Origin of the sequence: Streptomyces sp. NPDC050560 (assembly GCF_044457285.1) — a bacterium.
In the GTDB taxonomy this organism is placed as follows: domain Bacteria; phylum Actinomycetota; class Actinomycetes; order Streptomycetales; family Streptomycetaceae; genus Streptomyces.
The window spans coordinates 1,009,838-1,032,004 of the sequence record NZ_JBITGT010000001.1 but is presented as its reverse complement, the minus strand read 5'-3'; the positions used below and the strand labels follow the sequence as shown (position 1 = coordinate 1,032,004).

22 protein-coding genes are annotated in these 22,167 nt (G+C 71.7%); 19 read left to right on the top strand and 3 right to left on the bottom strand.

What is annotated here, in order from left to right; all coding sequences use genetic code 11:
- The first annotated feature begins 3 nt into the window (after positions 1-3).
- The 4 genes from ACIBIW_RS04445 (at position 4) to ACIBIW_RS04430 (ending at position 5,040) form a co-directional block, all read left to right on the top strand.
- Complete coding sequence (locus ACIBIW_RS04445; protein ID WP_399331758.1) at positions 4-1,905, top strand: cytochrome c biogenesis protein ResB; 1,902 nt, start codon at positions 4-6, stop codon at positions 1,903-1,905.
- Positions 1,902-2,987 (top strand): c-type cytochrome biogenesis protein CcsB, encoded by a 1,086-nt coding sequence (ccsB, locus tag ACIBIW_RS04440; RefSeq protein ID WP_399331756.1) that lies wholly within the window; start codon positions 1,902-1,904, stop codon positions 2,985-2,987. Before ACIBIW_RS04445 ends, ccsB begins: the two co-directional genes overlap by 4 nt.
- A gap of 185 nt (positions 2,988-3,172) precedes the next feature.
- The gene (locus ACIBIW_RS04435) at positions 3,173-4,228 is read left to right on the top strand and encodes an aldo/keto reductase (protein WP_399331754.1); all 1,056 of its coding nucleotides are present in this window, start codon (positions 3,173-3,175) and stop codon (positions 4,226-4,228) included.
- Between the two features lie 278 nt (positions 4,229-4,506).
- The gene (locus ACIBIW_RS04430) at positions 4,507-5,040 is read left to right on the top strand and encodes a hypothetical protein (protein WP_399331752.1); all 534 of its coding nucleotides are present in this window, start codon (positions 4,507-4,509) and stop codon (positions 5,038-5,040) included.
- A 364-nt stretch (positions 5,041-5,404) separates the two neighbouring features.
- On the opposite strand, the gene ACIBIW_RS04425 is transcribed toward ACIBIW_RS04430, so the two are convergent.
- Positions 5,405-5,992, bottom strand: coding sequence for a TetR/AcrR family transcriptional regulator (locus tag ACIBIW_RS04425; RefSeq protein WP_399331750.1), 588 nt, complete (start codon positions 5,990-5,992; stop codon positions 5,405-5,407).
- Between the two features lie 72 nt (positions 5,993-6,064).
- Between ACIBIW_RS04425 and ACIBIW_RS04420 the strand changes: the two genes are divergently transcribed.
- The 5 genes from ACIBIW_RS04420 to ACIBIW_RS04400 all read left to right on the top strand — a co-directional run bounded on the left by ACIBIW_RS04420 (position 6,065) and on the right by ACIBIW_RS04400 (position 12,414).
- Positions 6,065-6,679 carry an NADPH-dependent FMN reductase gene (locus ACIBIW_RS04420; RefSeq protein ID WP_399331748.1) on the top strand — a complete coding sequence of 205 codons (615 nt, stop codon included), beginning with the start codon at positions 6,065-6,067 and terminating at the stop codon, positions 6,677-6,679.
- Entirely contained in the window at positions 6,676-8,091 is a 1,416-nt protein-coding gene (locus ACIBIW_RS04415; protein WP_399331746.1) for a DHA2 family efflux MFS transporter permease subunit, read from the top strand. The genes ACIBIW_RS04420 and ACIBIW_RS04415 overlap by 4 nt, the downstream gene beginning before the upstream one ends.
- A 361-nt stretch (positions 8,092-8,452) precedes the next feature.
- On the top strand, positions 8,453-9,157 hold the full coding sequence (locus tag ACIBIW_RS04410; RefSeq protein ID WP_399331744.1) for a hypothetical protein: 705 nt from the start codon (positions 8,453-8,455) through the stop codon (positions 9,155-9,157).
- A 159-nt stretch (positions 9,158-9,316) separates the two neighbouring features.
- On the top strand, positions 9,317-10,060 hold the full coding sequence (locus ACIBIW_RS04405; protein ID WP_399331742.1) for an HAD family hydrolase: 744 nt from the start codon (positions 9,317-9,319) through the stop codon (positions 10,058-10,060).
- Complete coding sequence (locus ACIBIW_RS04400; protein WP_399331740.1) at positions 10,057-12,414, top strand: glycoside hydrolase family 65 protein; 2,358 nt, start codon at positions 10,057-10,059, stop codon at positions 12,412-12,414. Before ACIBIW_RS04405 ends, ACIBIW_RS04400 begins: the two co-directional genes overlap by 4 nt.
- A gap of 34 nt (positions 12,415-12,448) precedes the next feature.
- Here the strand turns inward: ACIBIW_RS04400 and ACIBIW_RS04395 are convergent, their stop codons facing one another.
- Complete coding sequence (locus ACIBIW_RS04395; RefSeq protein WP_399331931.1) at positions 12,449-12,898, bottom strand: PLD nuclease N-terminal domain-containing protein; 450 nt, start codon at positions 12,896-12,898, stop codon at positions 12,449-12,451.
- 101 nt (positions 12,899-12,999) lie between these two features.
- Here ACIBIW_RS04395 and ACIBIW_RS04390 point away from each other — a divergent pair, with 101 nt between their 5' ends.
- From ACIBIW_RS04390 to ACIBIW_RS04345, 10 genes are all read left to right on the top strand, one after another.
- A complete protein-coding gene (locus ACIBIW_RS04390; protein ID WP_399331738.1) occupies positions 13,000-14,457 on the top strand; it encodes a menaquinone biosynthesis decarboxylase in 1,458 nt (485 codons plus the stop codon).
- On the top strand, positions 14,454-14,630 hold the full coding sequence (locus tag ACIBIW_RS04385) for a hypothetical protein (RefSeq protein ID WP_399331736.1): 177 nt from the start codon (positions 14,454-14,456) through the stop codon (positions 14,628-14,630). Before ACIBIW_RS04390 ends, ACIBIW_RS04385 begins: the two co-directional genes overlap by 4 nt.
- Complete coding sequence (gene mqnP / locus ACIBIW_RS04380; RefSeq protein WP_399331734.1) at positions 14,630-15,550, top strand: menaquinone biosynthesis prenyltransferase MqnP; 921 nt, start codon at positions 14,630-14,632, stop codon at positions 15,548-15,550. Before ACIBIW_RS04385 ends, mqnP begins: the two co-directional genes overlap by 1 nt.
- A 70-nt stretch (positions 15,551-15,620) precedes the next feature.
- Positions 15,621-16,325 carry a UbiX family flavin prenyltransferase gene (locus ACIBIW_RS04375; protein WP_399331732.1) on the top strand — a complete coding sequence of 235 codons (705 nt, stop codon included), beginning with the start codon at positions 15,621-15,623 and terminating at the stop codon, positions 16,323-16,325.
- Between the two features lie 140 nt (positions 16,326-16,465).
- Complete coding sequence (locus ACIBIW_RS04370; RefSeq protein ID WP_399331730.1) at positions 16,466-16,921, top strand: Lrp/AsnC family transcriptional regulator; 456 nt, start codon at positions 16,466-16,468, stop codon at positions 16,919-16,921.
- Between the two features lie 125 nt (positions 16,922-17,046).
- Positions 17,047-17,778 carry a hypothetical protein gene (locus tag ACIBIW_RS04365; RefSeq protein ID WP_399331929.1) on the top strand — a complete coding sequence of 244 codons (732 nt, stop codon included), beginning with the start codon at positions 17,047-17,049 and terminating at the stop codon, positions 17,776-17,778.
- A 105-nt stretch (positions 17,779-17,883) separates the two neighbouring features.
- The gene (locus ACIBIW_RS04360) at positions 17,884-18,183 is read left to right on the top strand and encodes a DUF4229 domain-containing protein (protein WP_399331728.1); all 300 of its coding nucleotides are present in this window, start codon (positions 17,884-17,886) and stop codon (positions 18,181-18,183) included.
- 365 nt (positions 18,184-18,548) lie between these two features.
- The gene (locus tag ACIBIW_RS04355) at positions 18,549-19,907 is read left to right on the top strand and encodes a dicarboxylate/amino acid:cation symporter (protein WP_399331726.1); all 1,359 of its coding nucleotides are present in this window, start codon (positions 18,549-18,551) and stop codon (positions 19,905-19,907) included.
- 305 nt (positions 19,908-20,212) lie between these two features.
- Positions 20,213-20,830, top strand: coding sequence for a TetR/AcrR family transcriptional regulator (locus tag ACIBIW_RS04350; RefSeq protein WP_399331927.1), 618 nt, complete (start codon positions 20,213-20,215; stop codon positions 20,828-20,830).
- A 322-nt stretch (positions 20,831-21,152) separates the two neighbouring features.
- Positions 21,153-21,731 (top strand): ClpP family protease, encoded by a 579-nt coding sequence (locus ACIBIW_RS04345; protein ID WP_399331925.1) that lies wholly within the window; start codon positions 21,153-21,155, stop codon positions 21,729-21,731.
- 177 nt (positions 21,732-21,908) lie between these two features.
- Here the strand turns inward: ACIBIW_RS04345 and ACIBIW_RS04340 are convergent, their stop codons facing one another.
- The gene (locus tag ACIBIW_RS04340) at positions 21,909-22,112 is read right to left on the bottom strand and encodes a cold-shock protein (RefSeq protein WP_399331724.1); all 204 of its coding nucleotides are present in this window, start codon (positions 22,110-22,112) and stop codon (positions 21,909-21,911) included.
- Between the last annotated feature and the right edge of the window lie 55 nt (positions 22,113-22,167).

The following is a 22,167-nucleotide window of genomic DNA, read 5'->3' as shown; positions in this document are numbered from 1 at the left end:
ACCATGAGCAAGTCCACGACAAGCGGCTCCGCCGAAGGCGAGGGCGACGGAGCGGGAACCGTCACCGAGGAACGCGCCGCGGAGCCCGGCGCGACGGGCGGCGCCCCCGCGCCCGGAGACGAGGACCTGGGCGCGGCCGGCGCCCAGTTGTCCACCGCGCCCCGCGAGGACACCGCGCCGAACCTGCCCTCGCTCGGCGTCGTCGGCTGGCTGCGCTGGTTCTGGCGGCAGCTCACGTCGATGCGGGTGGCGCTGCTCCTGCTGCTCCTGCTGTCCCTCGCCGCCATCCCGGGCTCGCTGATCCCGCAGAGCAGCGACGAGCTGAAGGTCGCGGACTTCCGCAAGGCGCACACCAGCCTCGCGCCCCTCTACGACAAGCTCGGCCTGTTCCACGTGTACAGCTCGGTGTGGTTCTCCGCGATCTACATCCTGCTCTTCGTCTCCCTCATCGGCTGCATCGTCCCGCGCACCTGGCAGTTCGTCGGCCAGCTCCGCGGCCGCCCGCCGGGCGCGCCCCGCCATCTGACCAGGCTGCCCGCGCACACCACCTGGCGCACCGAGGCCGCCCCCGAGGAGGTCAGGGAGGCCGCGCTGAGCGTGCTGCGCCGCCGCCGCTACCGCGCGCACACCGTCGGCCCGGCCGTCGCGGCCGAGAAGGGCTACCTCAGGGAGGCCGGGAACCTGGCCTTCCACGTCGCCCTCATCGTGATGTTGATCGCCTTCGCCACCGGGCAACTGCTGAAGTCCGAGGGCGGCAAGCTGGTCCTGGAGGGCGACGGCTTCGCCAACACCCTCACCCAGTACGACGACTTCAAGTCCGGCAACCTCTTCGACGTCGACGAGCTGCCCCCGTTCAGCTTCACCCTCAAGAACTTCGTCGGCACCTACGAGCGCACGGGGCCCAACCGCGGCACCCCCCGCACGTACTACGCCGACATCGACTACAGCAAGGGCGCCGACGGCACGTCGCAGCGGGCCAGGGTCGAGGTCAACAAGCCGCTGGACATCGACGGCTCCAAGGTCTTCCTCACCGGCCACGGCTACGCCCCCGAGGTCACCGTCAGAAACGGCAGGGGCAAGGTCGTCTACCGGGCGGCGGTGCCGCTGCTGCCCATCGACAACAACCAGACCTCCACCGGCGCCATCAAGGTCATGGACGGCTACACGGACGCGGACGGCAAGAAGGAGCAGCTCGGCTTCAACGCGTTCTTCGTGCCGACCTTCGCCGGTTCAGGACAGGGCACCATGTTCTCCCAGTTCCCCGCGCCCGACTTCCCCGTGCTCGCGCTCTCCGCGTACCACGGCAGCCTCGGCGTCGACGCGGGCCTGCCGCAGAACGTGTACCAGCTCGACACCTCCCACCTGAAGCAGTTCAAGGACGCCAAGGGCGCGCTGCTCAAGCAGCGGCTGCTGCCGGGCGAGACCATGAAGCTGCCGAACGGCGCCGGGTCCATCACCTTCGGCAAGCACCTCCAGGAGTGGGCGAGCTTCCAGATCTCCCAGCAGCCGGGGGAGTACTGGGCGCTCGGCGGGGCGATCGCGGCCATCCTGGGTCTCGCGGGCTCGCTGTTCATCCAGCGGCGCCGGGTGTGGGTGCGCGCGGTGCGGGGCGCCGACGGGCTCACCCTCGTCGAGATGGCGGGCCTCGGCCGCAGTGAGTCGGCGCGGCTCCCCCAGGAACTCGGCGACCTGGCGGCCCTCGTCCACGACAGGGCCCCCACGGCGGCCGCCCGGGAGGACGACCGGGACAAGACCGGCAAAACCGATAAGCCCGATAAGCCTGACGGGCAAGGCAAGCCTGACGAGCAAGACGAGCCCGACGAGCAGGACCAGCAAGCCCCACCGCACGCGCCGTCCCACGCCAACGACCCCCACCTCGCATCCGCCGAAGGGGCTGAGAAGTGAATCTCGCCGCCGCAACCAACGAGAACCTCGCGCACGTCAGCAACGTGCTGATCTACTCCTCGATGGCCGTGTACCTGCTGGCCTTCTTCGCGTTCATGGCCGAGTGGGTGTTCGGCAGCCGCAGCCGGGTGGGCCGCACCGCCGCCGCGCTGACCGCGGACGCGGCCGCCGTCGCGAAGGCCCCCGAGGTGACGGTCAGGCAGCAGGGCGGCGGCACCGCCGTACTGGAGCGGCCCAAGGTCATCACCCGCTCCGCCGCCGGTGCCCGTGATGTCCCCGACGGCCCCGGCGCCCACGGCGGCGACGAGAAGGGCGACCTCTACGGCCGTATCGCCGTCGCCTTCATGGTGCTCGCGGTGGCCGTCGAGGCGGGCGGCGTCCTCACCCGCGCCCTCTCCGTGCAGCGCGCCCCCTGGGGCAACATGTACGAGTTCAGCATCACCTTCTCCACGGTGGCCGTCACCGTGTACGCGGTGCTGTTGGCGCTGAAGAAGAACGTCAGGTGGCTCGGGCTGCCGCTGGTCCTCACGGTCCTGCTCGACCTCGGGCTCGCCGTCACCGTCTTCTACACCGCGAGCGACCAGCTCGTCCCGGCCCTGCACTCGTACTGGCTGTGGATTCACGTCTCGACGGCGATCTTCTGCGGCGCCTGCCTCTACGTCGGCGCCGTCGCCACCCTGCTCTACCTCTTCCGCGACTCCTACGAGAACAAGCTCGCGGGCGGCGGCACCCCCGGCAGCTTCGCCTCGTCCGTGCTGGAGCGGCTGCCCGCCGCGGCCTCCCTGGACAAGCTCTCGTACCGGATCAACGCGGCGGTCTTCCCGCTGTGGACGTTCACCATCGTCGCGGGCGCGATCTGGGCCGGTGACGCCTGGGGCCACTACTGGGAGTGGGACCCGAAGGAGACCTGGTCCTTCATCACCTGGGTCGCCTACGCCTGCTACCTGCACGCCCGCGCCACCGCGGGCTGGAAGGGCCGCAAGGCCGCCTATCTGGCGCTGATCGCCTTCGCCTGCTGGCTGTTCAACTACTACGGGGTCAACATCTTCGTGACCGGCAAGCACTCGTACTCCGGGATGTAACGGGACCACTCCTCGCGAAGCCGCGCCGCCCGCTCCACACGCCGGGCGGCGCGGCTTTGTGCTTGCTAAGCGGCACGTCGTTCCGTATCGTCGTTGTGGAACAAGGTTCCGCTTACCTGGCGTGGGCCGACCGCGTACCGACACGGCGCGCGGGTGCCGTCCACGCCGAGCCACCGAGGAGAACCATGAAGTACCGCACACTGGGGCGCACCGGTATCAAGGTCAGCCCGTACTGCCTGGGCGCCATGATGTTCGGGGCCGTGGGCAATCCGGACCAGGACGAGGCCGTCCGCGTCATCCACCGGGCGCTGGACGCGGGCGTCAACTTCGTCGACACCGCCGACGTCTACTCGTCAGGGGAGTCGGAGGAGATCGTCGGCAGGGCGCTCAAGGGCCGCAGGGACAGGGTGGTGCTGGCCACCAAGGCGGGGCTCGGCATGGGCAGCGGTCCCGGCGGCCCCGGCAGCACCGACCCCAACGCGAGCGGCGCGTCCCGGCGGCTGCTGGTGCGCGCGGTCGACGACGCGCTGCGCCGCCTCGGGACCGACTACATCGACGTGTTCCAGATCCACAGGCCCGACCCGGACACCGACGTCGAGGAGACCCTGTCCGCCCTCACCGACCTGGTGCGCGCGGGCAAGGTCCGCGCGATCGGCGGCTCGTCGCTCCCCGCCTCGGAGATCGTCGAGGCGCAGTGGGCCGCCGAGCGGCGCGGCCTCGAACGCTTCCGCACCGAGCAGCCGCCGTACTCGATCCTCGACCGCGGCATCGAGCGCGAGGTGCTGCCGGTCTGCGAGCGCTACGGCATCGGCACCCTGGTCTGGAGCCCGCTCGCCCAGGGGATGCTGACCGGCCGCTACCGCAAGGGCCGCCCGGCGCCCGACAGCATGCGCGCCCGGCACGGGTTCGGGCACCTCGCCGACGAGCGCAGGCTCGACGCGGTCGAACGCCTGGTGCCCGTCGCCGAGGAGGCCGGTCTCTCCCTCACCCATCTGGCGATGGCCTTCGCGATCGCGCACCCCGGTGTCACCGCCGCGATCATCGGCCCCCGCACCCTGGCGCACCTGGACGACCTGCTGGCGGGCGCGGACACCACCCTGAGCGACGAGACCCTCGACCGGATCGACGCCATCGCGCCCCCCGGCACCGACACCGGCCGCCTCGACATGGCCTACGACACCCCTGCCGTGCAGCGGCCCGCACTGCGCCGCAGGGCCACCGCAGAACGCGCGGCCGCCTGAGCCGCCGGGCGGCCCTTGGACCCTGTCCGGTTCCGGTCGACCCTGCCCGGTTCCGGCCCCGTCCTGTACCGGCCGCGTCCCGTTGCGCGGACCCCCTGGTCCCGCCCCGTCGGTGTGGAAGGTGGCCTCGGGGCGAGGCTCGGTGTCGTTTCAACCGCGCTTCACGACCGCCGTCGCCCGGGGTGCGGGGTGCGGCTCGTGGCTGGCTCGTCCTCGACCTGCCGGGGCCGCGGGGGCGGTGCGCAACTCTCTTTCCGACGCCCGTGCATGATGGGGGCATGACCGACCCTGGACGATCTTCCCTCGGGCAGCACCCGGCCGCCGTCGTACCCGACGCGCTGCTCGCGCTCGCGGACGGCTACCACGCCCGTGCGGTACGGCCGTTCGGCGCCCGTACGGTGGCCGGGCACCTGGTGAAGCCGTACGCGATCGAGGCCCCGGGCCGTGCCGTCACGGACGGTGGCCTCGACGCCGCGCTGAGGGTCGCCGGGGCCCATCTGTCCTCGGCGGCGCTGCGGGGCTCCCTCGGGCTCGCCGTGCTGCTCGTCCACGCCGGGGGCGACGGTGACTACGTCCTCGTGCACACCTGGATCGAGGGCTACATGTCCGACCTCGCCGTCTTCACCGGCCCCGCGGGCGACCCCGCCGGGCTCCGCCCGGGCCGTACGGGCCTCGCCCCCTGCGTGTGGGAGGCGGCCGTACTCGCCCACGAGCGCGCCGCGTTCACCCGCCACGTCCTGGACGGCACAGGCCCCCTCGACGCCCGCCTCGCCGCCTGGCGCGACGATGTGACGGCGGAACGGGCGAGGTGACCGCCGCCCGCCGCCAACCGGCACAACCCGTCATCGACACCCCTGTCATCGTGCGAGGGCGCGGGGCGCATCGGGTTCTTCTTCGAGGCCACCGAGTGGGAGTGCACCCCGGTCGACCGGGAGCCGGACAAGTGCCTCGCCCTGCGCTGGTTCACCGTGCACGACCTGCCGCACGACCTCATCGACTACCCGGCGGCGGGCCTCTACGGCTACCTCGACGCCACGGGCCCCCTGGCCCTGCACGGCTGGGTCTGACGTTGTTGACGTGCCTGGTCTTTGCTGTCCATGGCTGATCGCGTCAGGTCTCGGGGCCCGAGCATCTGGTGTGCCGGGATGGCCCCTTGGTGGCGAACGGTTTGGATCGTCAGTGTCCGTAGGCGGCCAGGAACACGTCTACCCCCGCGCGCACGAGTCTCTGAACGTCAGCCGTCGGGCCTGTCGCGTTGACTGTGCCTGCCGTGAGCTGGACGAGGTGCATGGCGGCGATCTGTTCGTCTTGAATCCTGAGGAGACCTTGCTCGGCGTGGTGGCGCAGGTGGCCGGCAATGGCAGTGCGGACGCGTTCGGGGCCGGCTCGGCGCCACGCTGCGAGAACGGCCGGGTCGATGTGCTGGGCGTCGGCATTGATCTGGCGCACCATCGCGAAGTGTGTCTCTGCCGCCGGGTCCGGAGTGGCCCAGGCGACGCCGAAGGTGACGAGGTCGCGGTGGAGGTCGGCGATGCGGCCGAGCAGTCGGTCGGCCTGGGCGATCTCGCGTTCGGCCACGCGGTTGGCGCTGTCCAGGATGACGGCTCGGAAGAGTGACTCCTTGTTCCCGTACTGGTTGTAGATCGTCCGCGTGGATACCCCGGCTTCGGCCGCCAGCGTCTGCACACTCGCCCGGCTGTAGCCGTCGCGCGCGAACACACGTAGTGCGCCGTCAAGGAGTGCCCGCTGCTTGTCGCCACCCATGCGTCGCGCCTCCCGAATCCTCCAGTGCACTGTCCATTGTACTTGGTGCAATGAGCGTTGTACTTTCGAGGTATGGATGACCACACGCAAGACCCACCGCTCCGCATCGCTGTTGTCGCCGGCACCACCCGGCCGAAGCGCCGATCCCGGATCGTCGCCGAGTGGACGCAGGCTCAGGCCGACGCTCACCTGAGCGGGCGCGCGCAGGTCGAGCTGGTAGACCTCGCCGAGTTCGATCTGCCCCTGCTGGACGAGCCGCTGCCCGCCGCGATCGGCGATTATTCCGCGATGCATACGCACCGGTGGGCTCGCCAGATCGACCCCTTCGACGGTTTCATCTTCGTCACGCCCGAGTACAACCACTCGATGCCCGCCAGCCTGAAGAACGCCATCGACTTCCTCTTCGCCGAGTGGAACGACAAAGCGGCCGGGTTCGTCAGCTACGGCCTCCACGGGGGTGTCCGTGCGGTCGAGCACCTACGGCTGACACTGGCCGAGGTCAAGGTCGCCTGCGTGCGCAGTCAGGTCGCGCTGAGCCTTTTCACGGACTTCGACCTTCCCGACATGACGGAGCCGGGGGTGCTCGGGCCCGGCGCTCACCACGACGCGGTCCTGCGTCGCATGCTCGACGAGGTCGTGGACTGGGCAGGCGCCCTCCGGCCGCTCCGCTCACGGCGTGAACCGTGACGACCTCCATGCCCCGGTCCGCAGGTACGGCCGACCGGATCGATCACCGGACGTGGCAACTGTGCTGGGTGATCGTGCTCGGCGCGTTCGCCAGCGGCCTGGACGCCTCGATCGTCAACGTCGGACTGGCTTCGATCAATCACGATCTGCACGCATCGCTGTCCATCACGCAATGGGTGACCAGCGCATACCTCCTGGCCCTGGCCGTGTCCCTGCCGCTCGCCGGATGGCTGGCCCGTCAGTACGGCAGCGGGCGGATCTGGCTCGTGTCCCTCGCGGGATTCACCGTGGCCTCCCTCGCGTGCGCCGTCGCGCCCACCGTCGAGCTGCTGATCGCCGCACGGGTGGTCCAGGGACTCGCCGGCGGCGTCCTGATACCCACAGGCCAGACGATCCTTGGCCAAAGAGTCGGGCCTGAGCGTCTCGGGCGGGTGATGGGCACCTTGGGCATCGCGGTGAGCGCGGCTCCCGCCATGGGCTCGCTTCTCGGCGGGCTCATCCTGCACGCACTTCCCTGGCCGTGGCTGTTCCTGGTCAACGTCCCGATCGGCACGGCCGGACTGCTGCTGGGCGGCAGGCTCGTCCCCCGCGGAGCACCGGCCCCGGCGGGCACACTGCACCGCAGCGGTCTCGTGCTCATCAGCGTCGGCCTGCCGGCGCTGGTGTTCGCCATCACCCGATGGGGAGACTCCGGCGCGCTGACGACCGACACTCTTGTCGCCGCCGGACTGGCCGTGGCCGCACTCACCGCCTTCGTGACCACATCGCGAGCAACTGACCACCCGCTACTGAACCTCACCCTCTACCAGCAACCGGCGTTTCGAGCCGGGTCCGTGACCGCCTTCTTTTCCGGCGGTCTGGTTTTCGGAAGCGGGGTCGTACACGCCCTGTACTTCCAACTCGGCAGAGGCCAAGACCCCTTGCGCGCAGGGATCAGCATCCTCGGGGTCGCTGGTGCCACCGCGGCCGCCGCACCGCTGACAGGCCGATGGATCGATCGGCACGGCCCGAGCCGGGCAGCGCTCACGGGCGGCCTGCTGGCCATGACGACCACCGCCCCGCTGACACTTCTTCCGCTCGATACGCCGATGATGGTGATCCAGCCTCTGCTCATCGCCTACGGCGCCGCAGTGAGCCTCGTCGCCATGCCGGCCGGGGTCACGGCCTACAGGGCCGTCACGGTCACACAGCTTCCGGATGCCATCACCCAGATCAACATCCTTCAACGGATCGGCGGCTCACTCGGAGGAGCCATCTGCGCCGTTCTCATCGCCACACGGCAATCGGCACCGAGCGACGGTTTCCGGCTCGCCTTCCTCGCGCTGTTGCTCAGCGCTACCGGCGCCACCGCCGGAGCATGGCTCATTCACCGATCGACGCGATCTCGCGGGCATGTGCGCCGAAAGGGGTGAACCGCTGGGGGCGCTACGGCGACGCCGGTCTGCTCGATCGTTCTTCGGCACCGCGCCGCCAACCGACCGCCACCCCGGCCGAGGTGGTCGAGCAGGTCGACACGGTGCCCTCCTGGGTGCCCGGCATGACGTCGCGGTTGCCGAAGCCGAGCCACCTCTTTGCCGCGTATCCGGGTCACACCCCCTCCGTACGTGCGCCGCGGGCGGGAGCCGGAGCGGGTTGTTACCAACCGCGGACAAAATTCGGTGAACAACTCCCGCCCTGACGTGGATCACACATGGTGTACCGAACAGCAGATCAGGTAGGCACCCCGGGGAGCAGACGGGGTGCCGTGCCCAGACACCTGTAAGGAGATTCACCATGACCACGCGCCGCGTCCGCCGTATCGTCCGTTCCGCTGGCCTGCTGGCCGTCGCCGCCTCCGCGGCCCTCTCGCTGACCGCCTGCCAGGACAGCAGCAAGGACGCCTCAGCCGACACGGGAAAGCAGGTCTCCCACTCGGCGTCGCCCAACAGCGAGGGCAAGTCGGGTGGCTCCGGGAGCGGCGACTCGAAGTCCGGTGCCCCGGAGTCGGACAACGCCGCCACCAACGGCGCCCCGGCCGGTGACAGCAAGTCCGCCCCCGACACCGCGGGCAAGAAGTCGTCCCCGATCCGCACCGAGCCGCTGCCGGACGGCAGCAAGGCCGAGATCTACGAGGTCGGCTCCCAGCACTACTTGGCCAACATCATCAGCAGCGACGGCGAGGAACTCGCCTCGATGGAGTCGGACGGGCACGACGCCGGTCTTGACGCCAACGCCATGTACATCGTGCTCTCGCTCGACGGCCACATCCACGCCTGGACGGGCAACGACCACCAGGGCCCCGGCACGTTCAAGGTCGCGGGCGGCTGGACGGTCAAGGTCACCAAGGAGCCCGGTCAGAACCACTACCGCGCGCAGATCATGGACTCGGAGGGCACCGTCAAGGGCACCCTCGACGCGAACGGCCACGACGCCGGTGGCGTGGCCAACGGCATCAACATGGTGCTCAGCTTCGGCGGCATCATCAGCGCCCACGAGTGACCCCCGCCCCCCGCGCGGCGGTGGAGCCCCCCCGGAGGCGGCTCCACCGCCGCCTTCCGTGTTCCCGGGGCCCCGGCCGTGGCCGCCAGGACCGCCGATGTACACCTGACCGGCGCACCGCCGAGATATGAGCGACACTCGCGGGGGAAGGTGGGTGCGATGAAGATTTTCGGTCTGCCGGACCATGTCCGGGCCTGTCTGTTCGACCTCGACGGCGTCATCACCAGGACCGCCGTCGTGCACGCGGCGGCGTGGAAGGAGATGTTCGACGCGTTCCTCCTCGGGCGCGACAAGAACGCGAGGCCCTTCGACTCCTCCGACTACGACAGATACGTCGACGGGCTGCCGCGCGCCGACGGCGTCCGCTCCTTCCTCGCCTCCCGGGACATCGAGCTGCCCGAGGGCGGCCCCGACGACCCACCGGACCGCGCCACCGTCCACGGCCTGGGCAACCGCAAGAACGACCTGGTCCTGGAGAAGATCCGCACCGAGGGCGTCGAGGCGTACGACGGCACGCTCCGCTATGTGAGGGCGGTCCGCGCCGGGGGACTGCGCACCGCCGTGGTGTCGTCGAGCGCGAACTGCCGGGACATCCTGCGCGCCGTCAACGCGGAGGACCTGTTCGAGGTGCGGATCGACGGTGTCGTCGCCGCCGAGCGGCGGCTGCCGGGCAAGCCGCGCCCCGACACGTTCCTCGCGGCGGCGCACGACCTCGGGGTGGCGCCGGAGCACTGCGCGGTGTTCGAGGACGCGCTCGCCGGGATGGACGCGGGCAGGTCGGGCCACTTCGGCTACGTCGTCGGGGTGGACAGGGTCGGCCAGTCCGACGCGCTGCGCGCGCACGGCGCCGACGTCGTGGTGCGCGATCTGTCCGAGCTGGCCGAGCAGGAGGCGGACGAGTGATCACGCACACCAACTACACCGTCGAGCCCTGGACGCTGCGCGAGTGCGGCCTCAACCTGGACGTGCTCCCGCAGAGCGAGTCCGTCTTCGCCCTGTCCAACGGGCACGTGGGCTGGCGCGGCAATCTGGACGAGGGCGAGCCGCACGGGCTGCCGGGCACGTACCTCAACGGCGTCCACGAGCTGCATCCGCTGCCGTACGCGGAGGCCGGGTACGGCTACCCCGAGTCCGGCCAGACGGTCATCAACGTCACCAACGGCAAGATCTTCCGGCTGCTCGTCGACGACGAGCCCTTCGACCTGCGCTACGGCCGGGTCAGCGCCCACGAGCGGACGCTCGACCTGCGCGCCGGGGTGCTGCGCAGGACCTGCGACTGGGTCTCGCCCGCGGGGCGCACGGTGCGGGTGCGCTCGACGCGGCTGGTCTCGTTCACCCAGCGCGCGGTGGCCGCCGTCCGCTACGAGGTCGAGGCGATCGACGGCGACGTACGGCTCGTGGTCCAGTCGGAGCTGATGGCCAACGAGCAGTTGCCGTCCACCTCGGGCGACCCGCGCGCCGCGGTGGCCCTGGAGTCGCCGCTCCAGGCCGAGGAGCACTTCGCCGCCGGGGTCAGGCTGCGCCTGGTCCACTGCACCAGGCGCTCGGGGCTGCGGGTGGGCGCCGCGGCCGACCACGACGTCAGCGGCCCCGAGTCGACCAGGACGAGCAGCGAGAGCGGCGACGACGTCGGCCGGGTCACCGTGACCGCGCACCTCGCGCACGGCGAGACGCTGACCGTCGACAAGTACGTCGCCCACGGCTGGTCGTCCACCCGCTCCCTGCCCGGCGTGCGCGACCAGGTCGACGCGGCGCTCGCCCAGGCACGCGGCACCGGCTGGGACGGGCTCGTCGCAGAACAGCGCGCGTACCTGGACGACTTCTGGGCCAGGGCCGACGTGGAGGTCGAGGGGGACGAGGAGATCCAGCAGGCGGTGCGGTTCGCGCTGTTCCACGTCCTCCAGGCGGGCGCGCGGGCCGAGGAGCGGGCCATCCCCGCCAAGGGCCTCACCGGGTCCGGCTACGACGGGCACTCGTTCTGGGACAGCGAGACTTTTGTGCTGCCGCTGCTGACCTACACCGCGCCGGGCGCCGTCGAGCAGGCGCTGCGCTGGCGGCACAGCACCCTGCCGGCCGCCCGCGACCGGGCGGCCCAGCTCGGCCTCGAAGGCGCCGCGTTCCCCTGGCGGACCATCGAGGGCTCGGAGTGCTCCGCGTACTGGCCCGCGGGGACCGCCGCCTTCCACGTCAACGCGGACATCGCCGACGCCGCCGTACGGTACGTGGCGGCCACCGGGGACGAGGACTTCGAGCGGGGCGTCGCGCTGGAACTCCTCGTGGAGACGGCGCGGCTGTGGCGCTCCCTCGGCCACCACGACCACCACGGCGTCTTCCATGTCGACGGGGTCACGGGCCCCGACGAGTACAGCGCCGCGCAGGACGACAACACGTACACGAACCTGATGGCGCAGGCCAACCTGCACCACGCCGCCGACGTCGTCGAGCGCCACCCGGCGCGTGCCACGGAACTCGGCGTCGACGACGAGGAGAGCGCGGCCTGGCGGGACGCGGCCGACTCGATGCACGTGCCGTACGACAAGGAGCTGGGCGTGCACGAGCAGCACGCCGGTTTCACCCGCCACAAGATGTGGGACTTCGCGGGCACCGAGCCGGGCCACTACCCGCTGATGCTGCACTACCCGTACTTCGACCTGTACCGCAAGCAGGTCGTCAAGCAGGCCGACCTCGTCCTCGCGATGTTCCTGCGCGGGGAGAAGTTCGACGCGGCGCAGAAGGCGCGCAACTTCGCCTACTACGAGCCGCTGACGGTGCGGGACTCCTCGCTCTCCGCGTGTGTGCAGGCGGTGATCGCGGCCGAGGTGGGGCATCTGCGGCTCGCGTACGACTACACGGTCGAGGCCGCGCTGCTCGACCTGGAGGACCGCGAGAACAACACCAGGGACGGGGTGCACATCGCCTCGCTCGCCGGGACCTGGCTCGCGCTCGTCTGCGGCTTCGGGGGCATGCGGCACAGGGGCGACCGCCTGGAGTTCACGCCGAAGCTGCCGGAGCGGCTGCGCAGGCTCGCCTTCAAGGTGCACATCTTCGGGCGCCGTATCGGCGTGGAGATCAGGTCGGCGGCGGTGACGTACACCCTGCTCGAAGGCGACCCGGTGGTGCTGTGGCACTGCGGCGAGGAGGTGGAGCTGAGCGCGGGGAGCCCCGAGAAGCGGGCGCTGCCGAAGTGGACGGTGCGCCCCGCGCCCGCCCAGCCCCCGGGGCGCGAGCCGTCCCACGACCGCAGCCCGAGGGTCTGACACCCCCTCGCCCGGCGCGGGGCGGCGGGCGGCGTCAGTCCTCCGCGGCGCCGCCCTCGCGCTGCTCACGCCTGCGCAGCTCCGCCTCGCGGCGGCGCAGGTCGGCCTCCCAGTCCTTCAGCAGGGCCTCGTCGGGTGCCGAGTCCCGGACGGGCGGCGCGTCCTCCGGGGACGTGGGGGGCGTCCGGGACGGCTGGGACGGCTGGGACGGCTGGGACAAGGACGTCAGAAACTCGGTGTTGTCGTCGGGCGCCACCCACGCCGTGGAGCGGCCCGGCCCGGCCGCCGCCACCGCGGGGCCCCGCCGCCGCCCCGCGACCAGCCAGGCCACGGGCCCGACGAGCACTTCGCCGAAGAGCAGCACGACGATGATCCAGATCACCTTGGGAAGGTGCCGTACCTCTTCCTCCGGTGTGTTCAGGCAGTCGATGAACGCGTAGATCCACAGCGCCAGGACCAGCAGAAACGGCAGATACCTGAGCATGGTGGCGTAGTCCCCCAGCAGACGGCGGCAGAAGACGGCAACGGAGGCGCACACGGCCCCGGTGACCGGGCCAGCGTAGCCGGTGGCAGATACTGGACCCCATGGCTTACGACGATCTTCGCTCCCTGCTCAGGGCACTGGAGCGCGAGGGCGACCTGAAGCGCGTCAAGGCGGAGGTGGACCCGTATCTGGAGGTCGGGGAGATCGTCGACCGGGTCCAGAAGGCCGAGGGACCCGCGCTGCTCTTCGAGAACGTCAAGGGCTCGGCGATGCCCCTGGCGATGAACGTGTACGGCACCGACCGACGCCTGCTGAAGGCCCTCGGCCTCAAGTCCTACGACGGCATCGGCGAGCGGATCGGCGGCCTGCTCAAGCCGGAGCTGCCGCACGGCTTCGTCGGCGTGCGCGAGGCGTTCGGCAAGCTCGGCTCGATGGCCCATGTGCCGCCGAAGAAGGTGAAGCCGTCCGACGCGCCGGTGCGGCAGGTCGTCCTGCGCGGCGACGACGTCGACCTGGACAGGCTGCCCGCGCTGTTCACCTGGCCGGGCGACGGCGGCTCGTTCTTCAACCTCGGGCTCACCCACACCAGGGACCCCGAGACCGGCGTACGCAACCTGGGCCTCTACCGGCTCCAGCGGCACGACCGCAACACCATCGGCATGCACTGGCAGATCCACAAGGACAGCCGCAACCACTACCAGACGGCCGCGCGCCGGGGCGAGAGCCTGCCGGTGGCGATCGCGTTCGGCTGCCCGCCCGCCGTCACCTACGCGGCGACCGCCCCGCTCCCCGGCGACATCGACGAATACATGTTCGCCGGGTTTGTCCAGGGGCGCAGGATCGACATGGTGGACTGCGAGACCGTGCCGCTCCAGGTGCCCGCGCAGGCCGAGGTCGTCCTCGAAGGCCGCCTCGAACCAGGACGCGTACTCCCCGAGGGCCCCTTCGGCGACCACACCGGCTTCTACACGCCGCAGGAGGACTTCCCGGCCCTGACCGTCGACTGCGTCACCACGCGCGCCAGGCCGCTGCTCCAGTCCACCGTCGTGGGCAGGCCGCCGATGGAGGACGGGCCGCTGGGGCGGGCCACCGAGCGGTTCTTCCTGCCGCTGCTCAAGGTCATCGTGCCGGACATCGTGGACTACCACCTGCCGGAGGCGGGCGGCTTCCACAACTGCGCGATCGTCGCGATCGACAAGAAGTACCCGAAGCACGCCCAGAAGGTGATGCACGCCGTCTGGGGCGCCCACATGATGTCGCTGACCAAGCTGATCGTGGTCGTCGACGCCGACTGCGACGTCCACGATCTGCACGAGGTCGCCTGGCGCGCCCTCGGCAACGTCGACTACGCCCGCGACCTCAGCGTCGTCGAGGGCCCGGTCGACCATCTCGACCACGCCTCCTACCAGCAGTTCTGGGGCGGCAAGGCCGGGATCGACGCCACCAGGAAGCTGCCGGAGGAGGGGTACGCGCGCGACGGCGGATGGCCGGACATGGTGCTCTCGGACCCGGGGACACACAGACGGGTGACGGAGCGGTGGAAGGAGTACGGACTGTGACACGCGGACTTCTCACGGGGACCGGCGCGGACGGCCCCCGCACCGGCAGGACCGGCGCGGGCGGCCACGTGGGACGGAGCGGCCGCGCGGCGCAGGGCTGCCGCGCCCGCGAGGCCGTACGGGCGGCCGTGCCGCCGCCGTGTGCGGGGCGCCCGGCCCGGGAGCGCGTCTGATGTCCGCCGCGGAAGGACTCATCGGCGGCCCGGGGCCCGCGCAGCCGAACAGCAGGGTGCGGGCCTTCCTGAGGCTCGTGATGATCGAGCACTCGGTGTTCGCGCTGCCCTTCGCCTACATCGCCTCGCTGACGGCCTGTTACCGGTTCGACGGCAACATCCACTGGGGCCGGCTGCTGCTGGTCACCGTGGCCATGGTCGGGCTGCGCACCTTCGCGATGGCCTGCAACCGCATCATCGACCGCGAGATCGACGCGCGGAACCCGCGCACCGCGGGCCGCGAACTGGTCACGGGCGCCGTCTCCGTGCGCTACGCCTGGACGGGCGCCCTGGCCGCCGTGGCGGTCTTCCTCGGCGCCGCGGCGGCGCTGAACCCGCTCTGCCTCGCGCTCGCGCCGATCGCCGTCGTGCCGATGGTGCTGTACCCGTACGGCAAGCGGTTCACCAACTTCCCGCACGCCATCCTCGGCGTCGCCCAGGCCATGGGCCCGATCGGGGCCTGGCTCGCCATCACAGGCGAGTGGTCCTGGCCCGCGGTGCTGCTCGGCCTCGCGGTCGGCGTCTGGATCGGCGGCTTCGACCTGATCTTCGGCTGCCAGGATGTCAAGGCCGACCGGGCGCACGGCGTGATGTCCGTGCCCGCGCGCTTCGGCATCCCCGCCGCCCTGTACGGCGCCCGCGGCTGTCACGCCGTCACCATGGGCCTCTTCGTCTGGTACGCGCTCGACACCCACGCGGGGGTGTTCTTCTGGCTGGGGCTCGTCATCGTCGCGGGCGCCTTCCTCTACGAGCACAGCATCGTCCGCCCGCACGACCTGTCCAGGCTGAACCGCGCCTTCTTCTCGGTGAACGGCTTCATCGGCATCGCACTGTTCGTCTGCGCCCTGCTCGACCTGCTGGTACGGGGCCTCACCGTCTAGCACGGCGCCGCGCACCGCGTCCCGGACGGGGCCCGCGGGGAGTGCGGGGGCGGACGGTTAGGCTCGGGACATGGAGGGTGTGGGCATCGACGGCGAGCCGCCGCGCGACACGGACCGGCAGGTCCCCTGGGTCGTCGGCGTCTCGGGCGCGTCCGGCACCCCGTACGCCGCGGCCGTGCTGCGCGGCCTGCTCGACGCGGGCGAGAGCGTCGACCTGGTGGTGTCCCGCGCCTCCCGGCTCACCCTGCTGGACGAGACAGGCGCCGCCATCCGCGACGCCCACTGGCGCGCGGACCTGGCGCGCTTCCTCGCCAGGGGCGCCGACGGCACCCCCGACGCCTTCCGGGTGACCGGGCTCGACCGGGTACGCCACTGGTCGCCGGGGAACCTCGCGGCGGGGCCCTCGTCGGGCTCGTACCCCACCCGGGGCATGCTGATCGTGCCCGCCTCCACGGACTGCGTCGCGGGCGTCGCGCTCGGCCTGTCCAAGGACCTGCTCCAGCGCGCGGCCTCCGTCACCCTCAAGGAGGGCCGCCCCCTCGTGGTCACCGTCCGCGAGACCCCGCTGAACGGGCCGACCCTGCGGCACCTGGTACGCCTCGACGACGCGGGCGCCACCGTGCTGCCCGCCGCCCCCGCCTTCTACGCGGGCGCGCGCCACATCCAGGACCTCGTCAACTTCGTCGCGGGGCGGGCCCTGGACACCGTCGGCGTACCGCACCGGCTCTACCGGCGCTGGGAAGGCGCGCTCGGGGGTGGCGCGCACACCGAATGAGGGGCGCGTGACGGCGCGCGTGGGCAGCGCCTGGTTGGCAGTACGGGGCGCTCTGCGCCGTCCGAGCGCGCGGGCCCGCCCGGTGCCTTAGATTTCTCACACGACTCGCGACACGGATGAACAATGAAAGGCATCGGACTATGGACGCCGTGGATAGGCAGATCATCCAGGCCCTGCGCGAGAACGGAAGAGCCTCGTACGCAGAACTCGGACGGCTCGTCGGTCTCTCGGGCCCCAGCGTGACCGACCGCATCAACCGTCTGGAGGCCGCGGGCGTCATCACCGGCTACCGCGCCACGGTCGACTCCGCCTCGCTCGGCCTCGGCGTCACCGCCCTCATCGGCCTCTCGCTGTCCGACGCCACCGACCACGACGACGTGGCGCGGCGGCTCAAGGACCTCGGGGAGGTCGAGGACTGCTGGTTCATCGCGGGGGAGGACTCGTACATGCTCAAGGTCCGCACCCGCGACATCGCGGGCCTGGAGCGCATCGTGCGGCGCCTGTCCGGCATCAAGGGCGTCTCCCGCACCCGCACCATGGTGGTGCTCTCCACGAAGTGGGAGAACAGGGTCGGGCAGCTCCCCGACGAGGTGTAGCGGCTACGGTGAACCGGACCGCCGGACCGCCGGAGCATCAGGCGGGCAGCCGGGCGGTCGGGCAGGCGGCGGTCGGGCAGGCAGTGGACAGGCAGTACGGGGCTGACAGGAAGGCGGACGCCGGGATGGACGCGGAGCTGAAGCGCGCGCTCGGAGCGAAGGTACGCGGCGGACAGCGGCTCACCCATGAGGACGGCGTCGCGCTGTACGGGGCCGACGACCTCGCCTGGCTCGGCACCCTCGCCCACGAGGCACGCGCCGCCCGGCACGGCGACGCGGGGACCGTCCTCACCGGAGCGGGTGCCGAGGCCGCTTCCGCCGCACGGCCGCCCGCCGTGCCCGCGCCGGACGGCGACTGGACGGAGGTCGAACGCCTGGCGGGCGCGGGCGACCCCGGCGCCGCCGTCCTCTTCCCGTACAGCCGCGGGGAGGCCGCAGGGGAGCGGGTCGAGCGGCTGCTGCGGCTGCGCGCGCTCCAGGACGGGGCCGGGGGCCTGGCCGCCGTCGCGCCCGTACGGCGTACCGGCGAGGACGCGGGCGCCGCGGCCACCGGCGCCGAGGTGCTGAAGACCTTCGCGGTGTGCCGGCTGCTGCTGGACAACGTGCCCCATCTGACCGTCCGCCTCGACGCCCACGGCGAGCTGACCGCCCTGCTCGCCCTCCAGCACGGCGCCGACGACCTCGACCCCGCCGCCGCGTCCGGCGCCCCCGAGGGCGGCGACCTCGACGACCTCGTCGAGCTGGTACGGGACGCGGGCCTGCGCCCCGTGGAGCGCGACGCCCGCCACGCCGTCCTGCGCACCCACGAGGGCCCCGACGCGGACCGCCGCGAGACCCCCCAGCCCATGCGGGTCTGAGCGGGGCCCGGTGGGGGCGGCGCCCTCGGCCGCGGGGGCGCGTGCTTCACTGGGTGGCAGGAAGCGCCCGGTTCGGGTCACGTCGGAAACGGAAGGCGGAAAGACATGCTCCGCTACACCCTGAAGCGGCTCGCCATCTTCGTGGTCTGCTTCCTCGCCGTCTGGGGCCTCACCTACGCCGGGATCGTGCCGCGGGGCCTCGGGGGCTCCAACTTCCTCTGGGTGGCGCTGCTCGCGCTGGTGATCTCCGCGCCGATCAGCTTCGTCGTCCTGCGCAGGGAGCGCGACCGGGCCTCCGAGCACGTCGTGGCCCGGGTGGACCGCGCCAAGGCGAACCTGGAGCGCAGCCGCAGCCAGGAGGACGCGGCCGACGACGCGATGCGCGCCCAGCGCGGCCTGGGCTGACCGCCCCCCGCCCCCGCCCCGTCGCGCGCCCGCGCCCGCACCCCCTTCCGTCCCTTCAGCCCCGGCTGCCGCTTCCAGGCCGCCGGGGCCTTTCGCCGTTCTGACGCCGTCTCACCTCAAAGCAGCACTTTGATGCACTCAAAGTTTCAGTGTTAACGTGCTGGATATGAAGACAGCAGCGCACCGCTTCGCCCCGGGCATCCCGCTCGTGGCGCGCCTGCATGTCGACCTGTGCCGCTGCCTGTCCGCCACCTGTCGCCGCCGCTGAGCGGTTCTCGTAGCGACATCCGGCGGTGCCCGCGTCCGGCCACCGCACCCACCGTTGCCCAGCCCCCGGCTGCCCTTCCCCCAATCGGAGTGTGTCCGTGTCCGTCAACACCCCTGCGTCCGGAGATGCCCAGGACGCGCCCACCAGACCCTCCGGCGAGCCGGCGGGGCCACGCCTGCCCAAGATCCCGTTCTGGGGGCAGATACTCGGCGGCCTCGTCCTCGGCGTGCTGCTCGGGTGGCTCGCCCGCGGCCAGGACATCGACTGGCTGGTCACCACCCTCCAGAAGATCGGCGACATCTTCATCGGCCTGCTGAAGCTGGCCGTCGCCCCCCTGGTGTTCTTCGCGATCCTGGTGTCCATCACCAACCTCCGCAAGGTCAACAACGCCGCCAGGCTCGCCAGCCGCACCCTGCTGTGGTTCATGGCCACCTCCCTGATCGCCGTCGCGATCGGCCTCGCCATCGGGCTCATCACCGACCCGGGCTCCGGTACGGGGCTCACCCCGAAGGACGGCGCGAAGCCCGAGAGCACCGGCTCCTGGATCGACTTCCTCACCGGCATCGTGCCGACGGACGTCATCACCCCGTTCACCGAGCTGAACGTCCTTCAGATCGTCTTCATGGCCGCCGTCGCCGGAGCCGCCGCGCTCAAGCTCGGGGACCGCGCCAAGCCGATCCTCAGCATCAGCGAGTCCGTGCTCGAACTGCTCCAGAAGGCCCTGTGGTGGGTCATCCGGCTCGCCCCGCTCGGCACCGTCGGCCTCATCGGCAACGCGATCGCCACCTACGGCTGGGATCTGATCAGCAAGTACGCGACCTTCACCGCCGACGTCTACGTCGGCTGCGCCCTCGTGATGTTCGTCGTCTACCCGACGTTGACCGCGACCGTCGCGAAGGCGAGCCCGCTCCAGTTCTTCAAGGGCGCCTGGCCCGCGATCCAGCTCGGCTTCGTCTCCCGCTCCTCGGTGGGCACCATGCCGCTGACCCAGAAGGTCACCGAGCGCCTCGGGGTGCCGAAGGAGTACGCGTCCTTCGCCGTGCCGTTCGGCGCCACCACCAAGATGGACGGCTGCGCCGCGATCTACCCCGCCATCGCCGCGATCTTCGTCGCGCAGATCTTCGACATCGGTCTCGGCGTCGGCGACTACCTGCTGATCGCGTTCGTCTCCGTGGTCGGCTCCGCCGCCACCGCGGGACTCACCGGCGCCACGGTGATGCTGACCCTCACCCTGTCCACCCTGGGCCTCCCGATGGAGGGCGTCGGGCTCCTGCTCGCCATCGACCCGATCCTGGACATGATGCGCACCGCGACCAACGTCGCGGGCCAGGTTCTCATCCCGGTCATCGTCTCCGCCCGGGAGAAGATCCTCGACCGCGACGCGTACGACGCCGCCACCGCCTCCCCGGTGGACGAGCCCCAGCAGCAGCCCCGGCCGGTGCCCGCCGCGGCCTGACGCGCTGCCCTTCCGGGCACGCCCGGACGCCCCGGAGCCGCACGCCCGTGCCCCGCGACCCCAACCGGGTTGCGGGGCACGGGCGTTGGGCTTCGCCACCTCGCGATACGGCCGTTGCGGGATCGGAACGATCAACGCGCCCCGGCGACCGTACGCTTGCCCGGAACACCGCGGGACGGCGCCCGCGGGCACGGGGAGGAGGTCGGGTGGGGCTGGCCGAGCCGGGGGACCCGGGCGAAGCGGAGGCACCGGAACCGGCCGGCGCACCCGGGGCCGCCGGGGGCGGGCGGCCGAGGGCCAAGCGGATGCCGCGGGCGCTGCGCGAGCGCCAGATGCTGGACGCCGCGGTGCGCACCTTCGGCAGACACGGCTACCGCGCCGCCTCCATGGACGACATCGCGGAACTTGCCGGGGTGTCCAAACCCCTCGTCTACCTCTACTTGGACTCCAAGGAGAGCCTCTTCACCGCCTGCGTGCGCCGCGAGGCGCGGGCCCTCGTCGGGGCGCTGTGCGCGGGCGCCGACCCGGGGCTCGCGCCGCAGCGCCGCCTCTGGGAGGGGCTGCTCGCGTTCTTCACCCACACCGCGCGCCACCCCGACGGCTGGTCCGTGCTGCACCAGCAGGCCCGTACCCACGGCGAACCCTTCGCCACCGAGGCCGTGGTGATGCGTCGCGCGATCGTCGACCACGTCACCGCCCTCATCGCCGCCGCCCTCCAGGAGGCACACCAGGGCGCGCGGCCATGCCCCGGGGAGCTGGCCGGGCTCGCGCACGCCCTCGTCGGCGCCGCGGAGTCCCTGGCCGAGTGGGCCGCCGCGGGCCCGGTGCCGCCGGAGCGGGCCGCGGGCATGCTGATGAACCTCGCCTGGAACGGCCTCGACCGCCTCGCCGCGGGACACGCCTGGACACCGCCCGACCCCTGACCCCTGACCCCTGACCCCTGACCCCTGACCCCTGACCCCTGACCCCTGGCCCCTGACCTGTGACGGCGCCGACGGCGCACCTGCCATCGCCCGCAGCGAACGCCTGCCGCCCACAGCGAACAGCCCTGCCTGGCACGCCCGGTACCGGGCCATCGTGATCCCAGCAGGCGCCCCGCGGCGGGGTGGCAGGGGCGCGGCGACGGGAGCCCGGCGCAGGCGCGGGCCGAGTGGAGAGGGAACGCGAATGACACACGCACAGACCATGGACCGGGACGTCATGCTCCTCGCACCGGCGCGTGCCGGCCGGGGCGGGGGCGCCGGGATGTCCGCGGCGGGGGCCGAGGCCACGGCGGGCGACGCCGTCTTCGAGCGGCTGCTCAGGTCCCGCATCGTCTTCCTCGGCTCCGAGGTGAACGACGAGGTGGCGGGCCGCCTCACCGCCCAACTGCTGCTGCTCGCCGCCGACGACCCGACGCGGGACATCAAGTTCTACATCAACTCCCCCGGCGGCTCGGTCACCGCGGGCATGGCGATCTACGACACCATGCAGCTCGTCGAGCCGGACGTACAGACCTGGGGGATGGGCTTCGTGGCCTCGATGGGCCAGTTCCTGCTGTCCTCCGGCACCCCGGGCAAGAGGTTCCTGCTGCCGCACACCAGGATCGTCATGCACCAGCCGTCGGCGGGCCTCGGCGGCACCGCGAGCGACATCGCCATCCAGGCCAGGGCGTTCGGCCACAGCAAGCGGCAGATCGCCGAGCTGATCGCCCAGCAGACCGGCCAGACGGTGGAGCGCGTCACCGCCGACTCGGACCGCGACTGCTGGTTCACCGCGCAGGAGGCCCTGGACTACGGCCTCGTGGACCACGTCGTCACGCGGGGCGGGCAGCCGCTGGTCTGACGGGGCCCGCACCGGCCCCCCGGCCGGCGCGGGCGCCCGGCCGCCCGGACGGGAGGCAGGAGCCCCGCCTCCGCGCGGCACGGCTGGCGGACCAGCCGGTCGCGGAGGCGGGGCTCCTTGGGTACTGCTGTCAGTTCCGGAACGATCGTGGGGCGGCGGCGCGCCCCGACAACCCGACTAGAGCGGGGTGACGTTCTCCGCCTGCGGGCCCTTCGGGCCCTGCGTGACGTCGAAGGTCACCGACTGGTTCTCCTCAAGAGAGCGGAAACCGGTCGCGTTGATCGCGGAGTAGTGGACGAAGACATCGGGGCCTCCGCCTTCCTGGGCGATGAAACCAAAGCCCTTTTCGGCGTTGAACCACTTCACGGTTCCGGTAGCCATAAGCCCTCCTTGGGCCAAAGGGTTGCCCTGCTCCAGAACCTGCTGTTGTAAGCAA

What these genes read in the sequence shown, in the direction of transcription:
- ACIBIW_RS04445 (WP_399331758.1), top strand. Translation starts at nt 4, where the DNA reads ATGAGCAAGTCCACGACAAGCGGCTCCGCCGAAGGCGAGGGCGACGGA.
- ACIBIW_RS04435 (WP_399331754.1), top strand. Translation starts at nt 3,173, where the DNA reads ATGAAGTACCGCACACTGGGGCGCACCGGTATCAAGGTCAGCCCGTAC.
- ACIBIW_RS04430 (WP_399331752.1), top strand. Translation starts at nt 4,507, where the DNA reads ATGACCGACCCTGGACGATCTTCCCTCGGGCAGCACCCGGCCGCCGTC.
- ACIBIW_RS04425 (WP_399331750.1), bottom strand. Translation starts at nt 5,992, where the DNA reads ATGGGTGGCGACAAGCAGCGGGCACTCCTTGACGGCGCACTACGTGTG.
- ACIBIW_RS04420 (WP_399331748.1), top strand. Translation starts at nt 6,065, where the DNA reads ATGGATGACCACACGCAAGACCCACCGCTCCGCATCGCTGTTGTCGCC.
- ACIBIW_RS04410 (WP_399331744.1), top strand. Translation starts at nt 8,453, where the DNA reads ATGACCACGCGCCGCGTCCGCCGTATCGTCCGTTCCGCTGGCCTGCTG.
- ACIBIW_RS04405 (WP_399331742.1), top strand. Translation starts at nt 9,317, where the DNA reads ATGAAGATTTTCGGTCTGCCGGACCATGTCCGGGCCTGTCTGTTCGAC.
- ACIBIW_RS04395 (WP_399331931.1), bottom strand. Translation starts at nt 12,898, where the DNA reads ATGCTCAGGTATCTGCCGTTTCTGCTGGTCCTGGCGCTGTGGATCTAC.
- ACIBIW_RS04390 (WP_399331738.1), top strand. Translation starts at nt 13,000, where the DNA reads ATGGCTTACGACGATCTTCGCTCCCTGCTCAGGGCACTGGAGCGCGAG.
- mqnP (WP_399331734.1), top strand. Translation starts at nt 14,630, where the DNA reads ATGTCCGCCGCGGAAGGACTCATCGGCGGCCCGGGGCCCGCGCAGCCG.
- ACIBIW_RS04375 (WP_399331732.1), top strand. Translation starts at nt 15,621, where the DNA reads ATGGAGGGTGTGGGCATCGACGGCGAGCCGCCGCGCGACACGGACCGG.
- ACIBIW_RS04370 (WP_399331730.1), top strand. Translation starts at nt 16,466, where the DNA reads ATGGACGCCGTGGATAGGCAGATCATCCAGGCCCTGCGCGAGAACGGA.
- ACIBIW_RS04365 (WP_399331929.1), top strand. Translation starts at nt 17,047, where the DNA reads ATGGACGCGGAGCTGAAGCGCGCGCTCGGAGCGAAGGTACGCGGCGGA.
- ACIBIW_RS04360 (WP_399331728.1), top strand. Translation starts at nt 17,884, where the DNA reads ATGCTCCGCTACACCCTGAAGCGGCTCGCCATCTTCGTGGTCTGCTTC.
- ACIBIW_RS04350 (WP_399331927.1), top strand. Translation starts at nt 20,213, where the DNA reads ATGCCGCGGGCGCTGCGCGAGCGCCAGATGCTGGACGCCGCGGTGCGC.
- ACIBIW_RS04345 (WP_399331925.1), top strand. Translation starts at nt 21,153, where the DNA reads ATGTCCGCGGCGGGGGCCGAGGCCACGGCGGGCGACGCCGTCTTCGAG.
- ACIBIW_RS04340 (WP_399331724.1), bottom strand. Translation starts at nt 22,112, where the DNA reads ATGGCTACCGGAACCGTGAAGTGGTTCAACGCCGAAAAGGGCTTTGGT.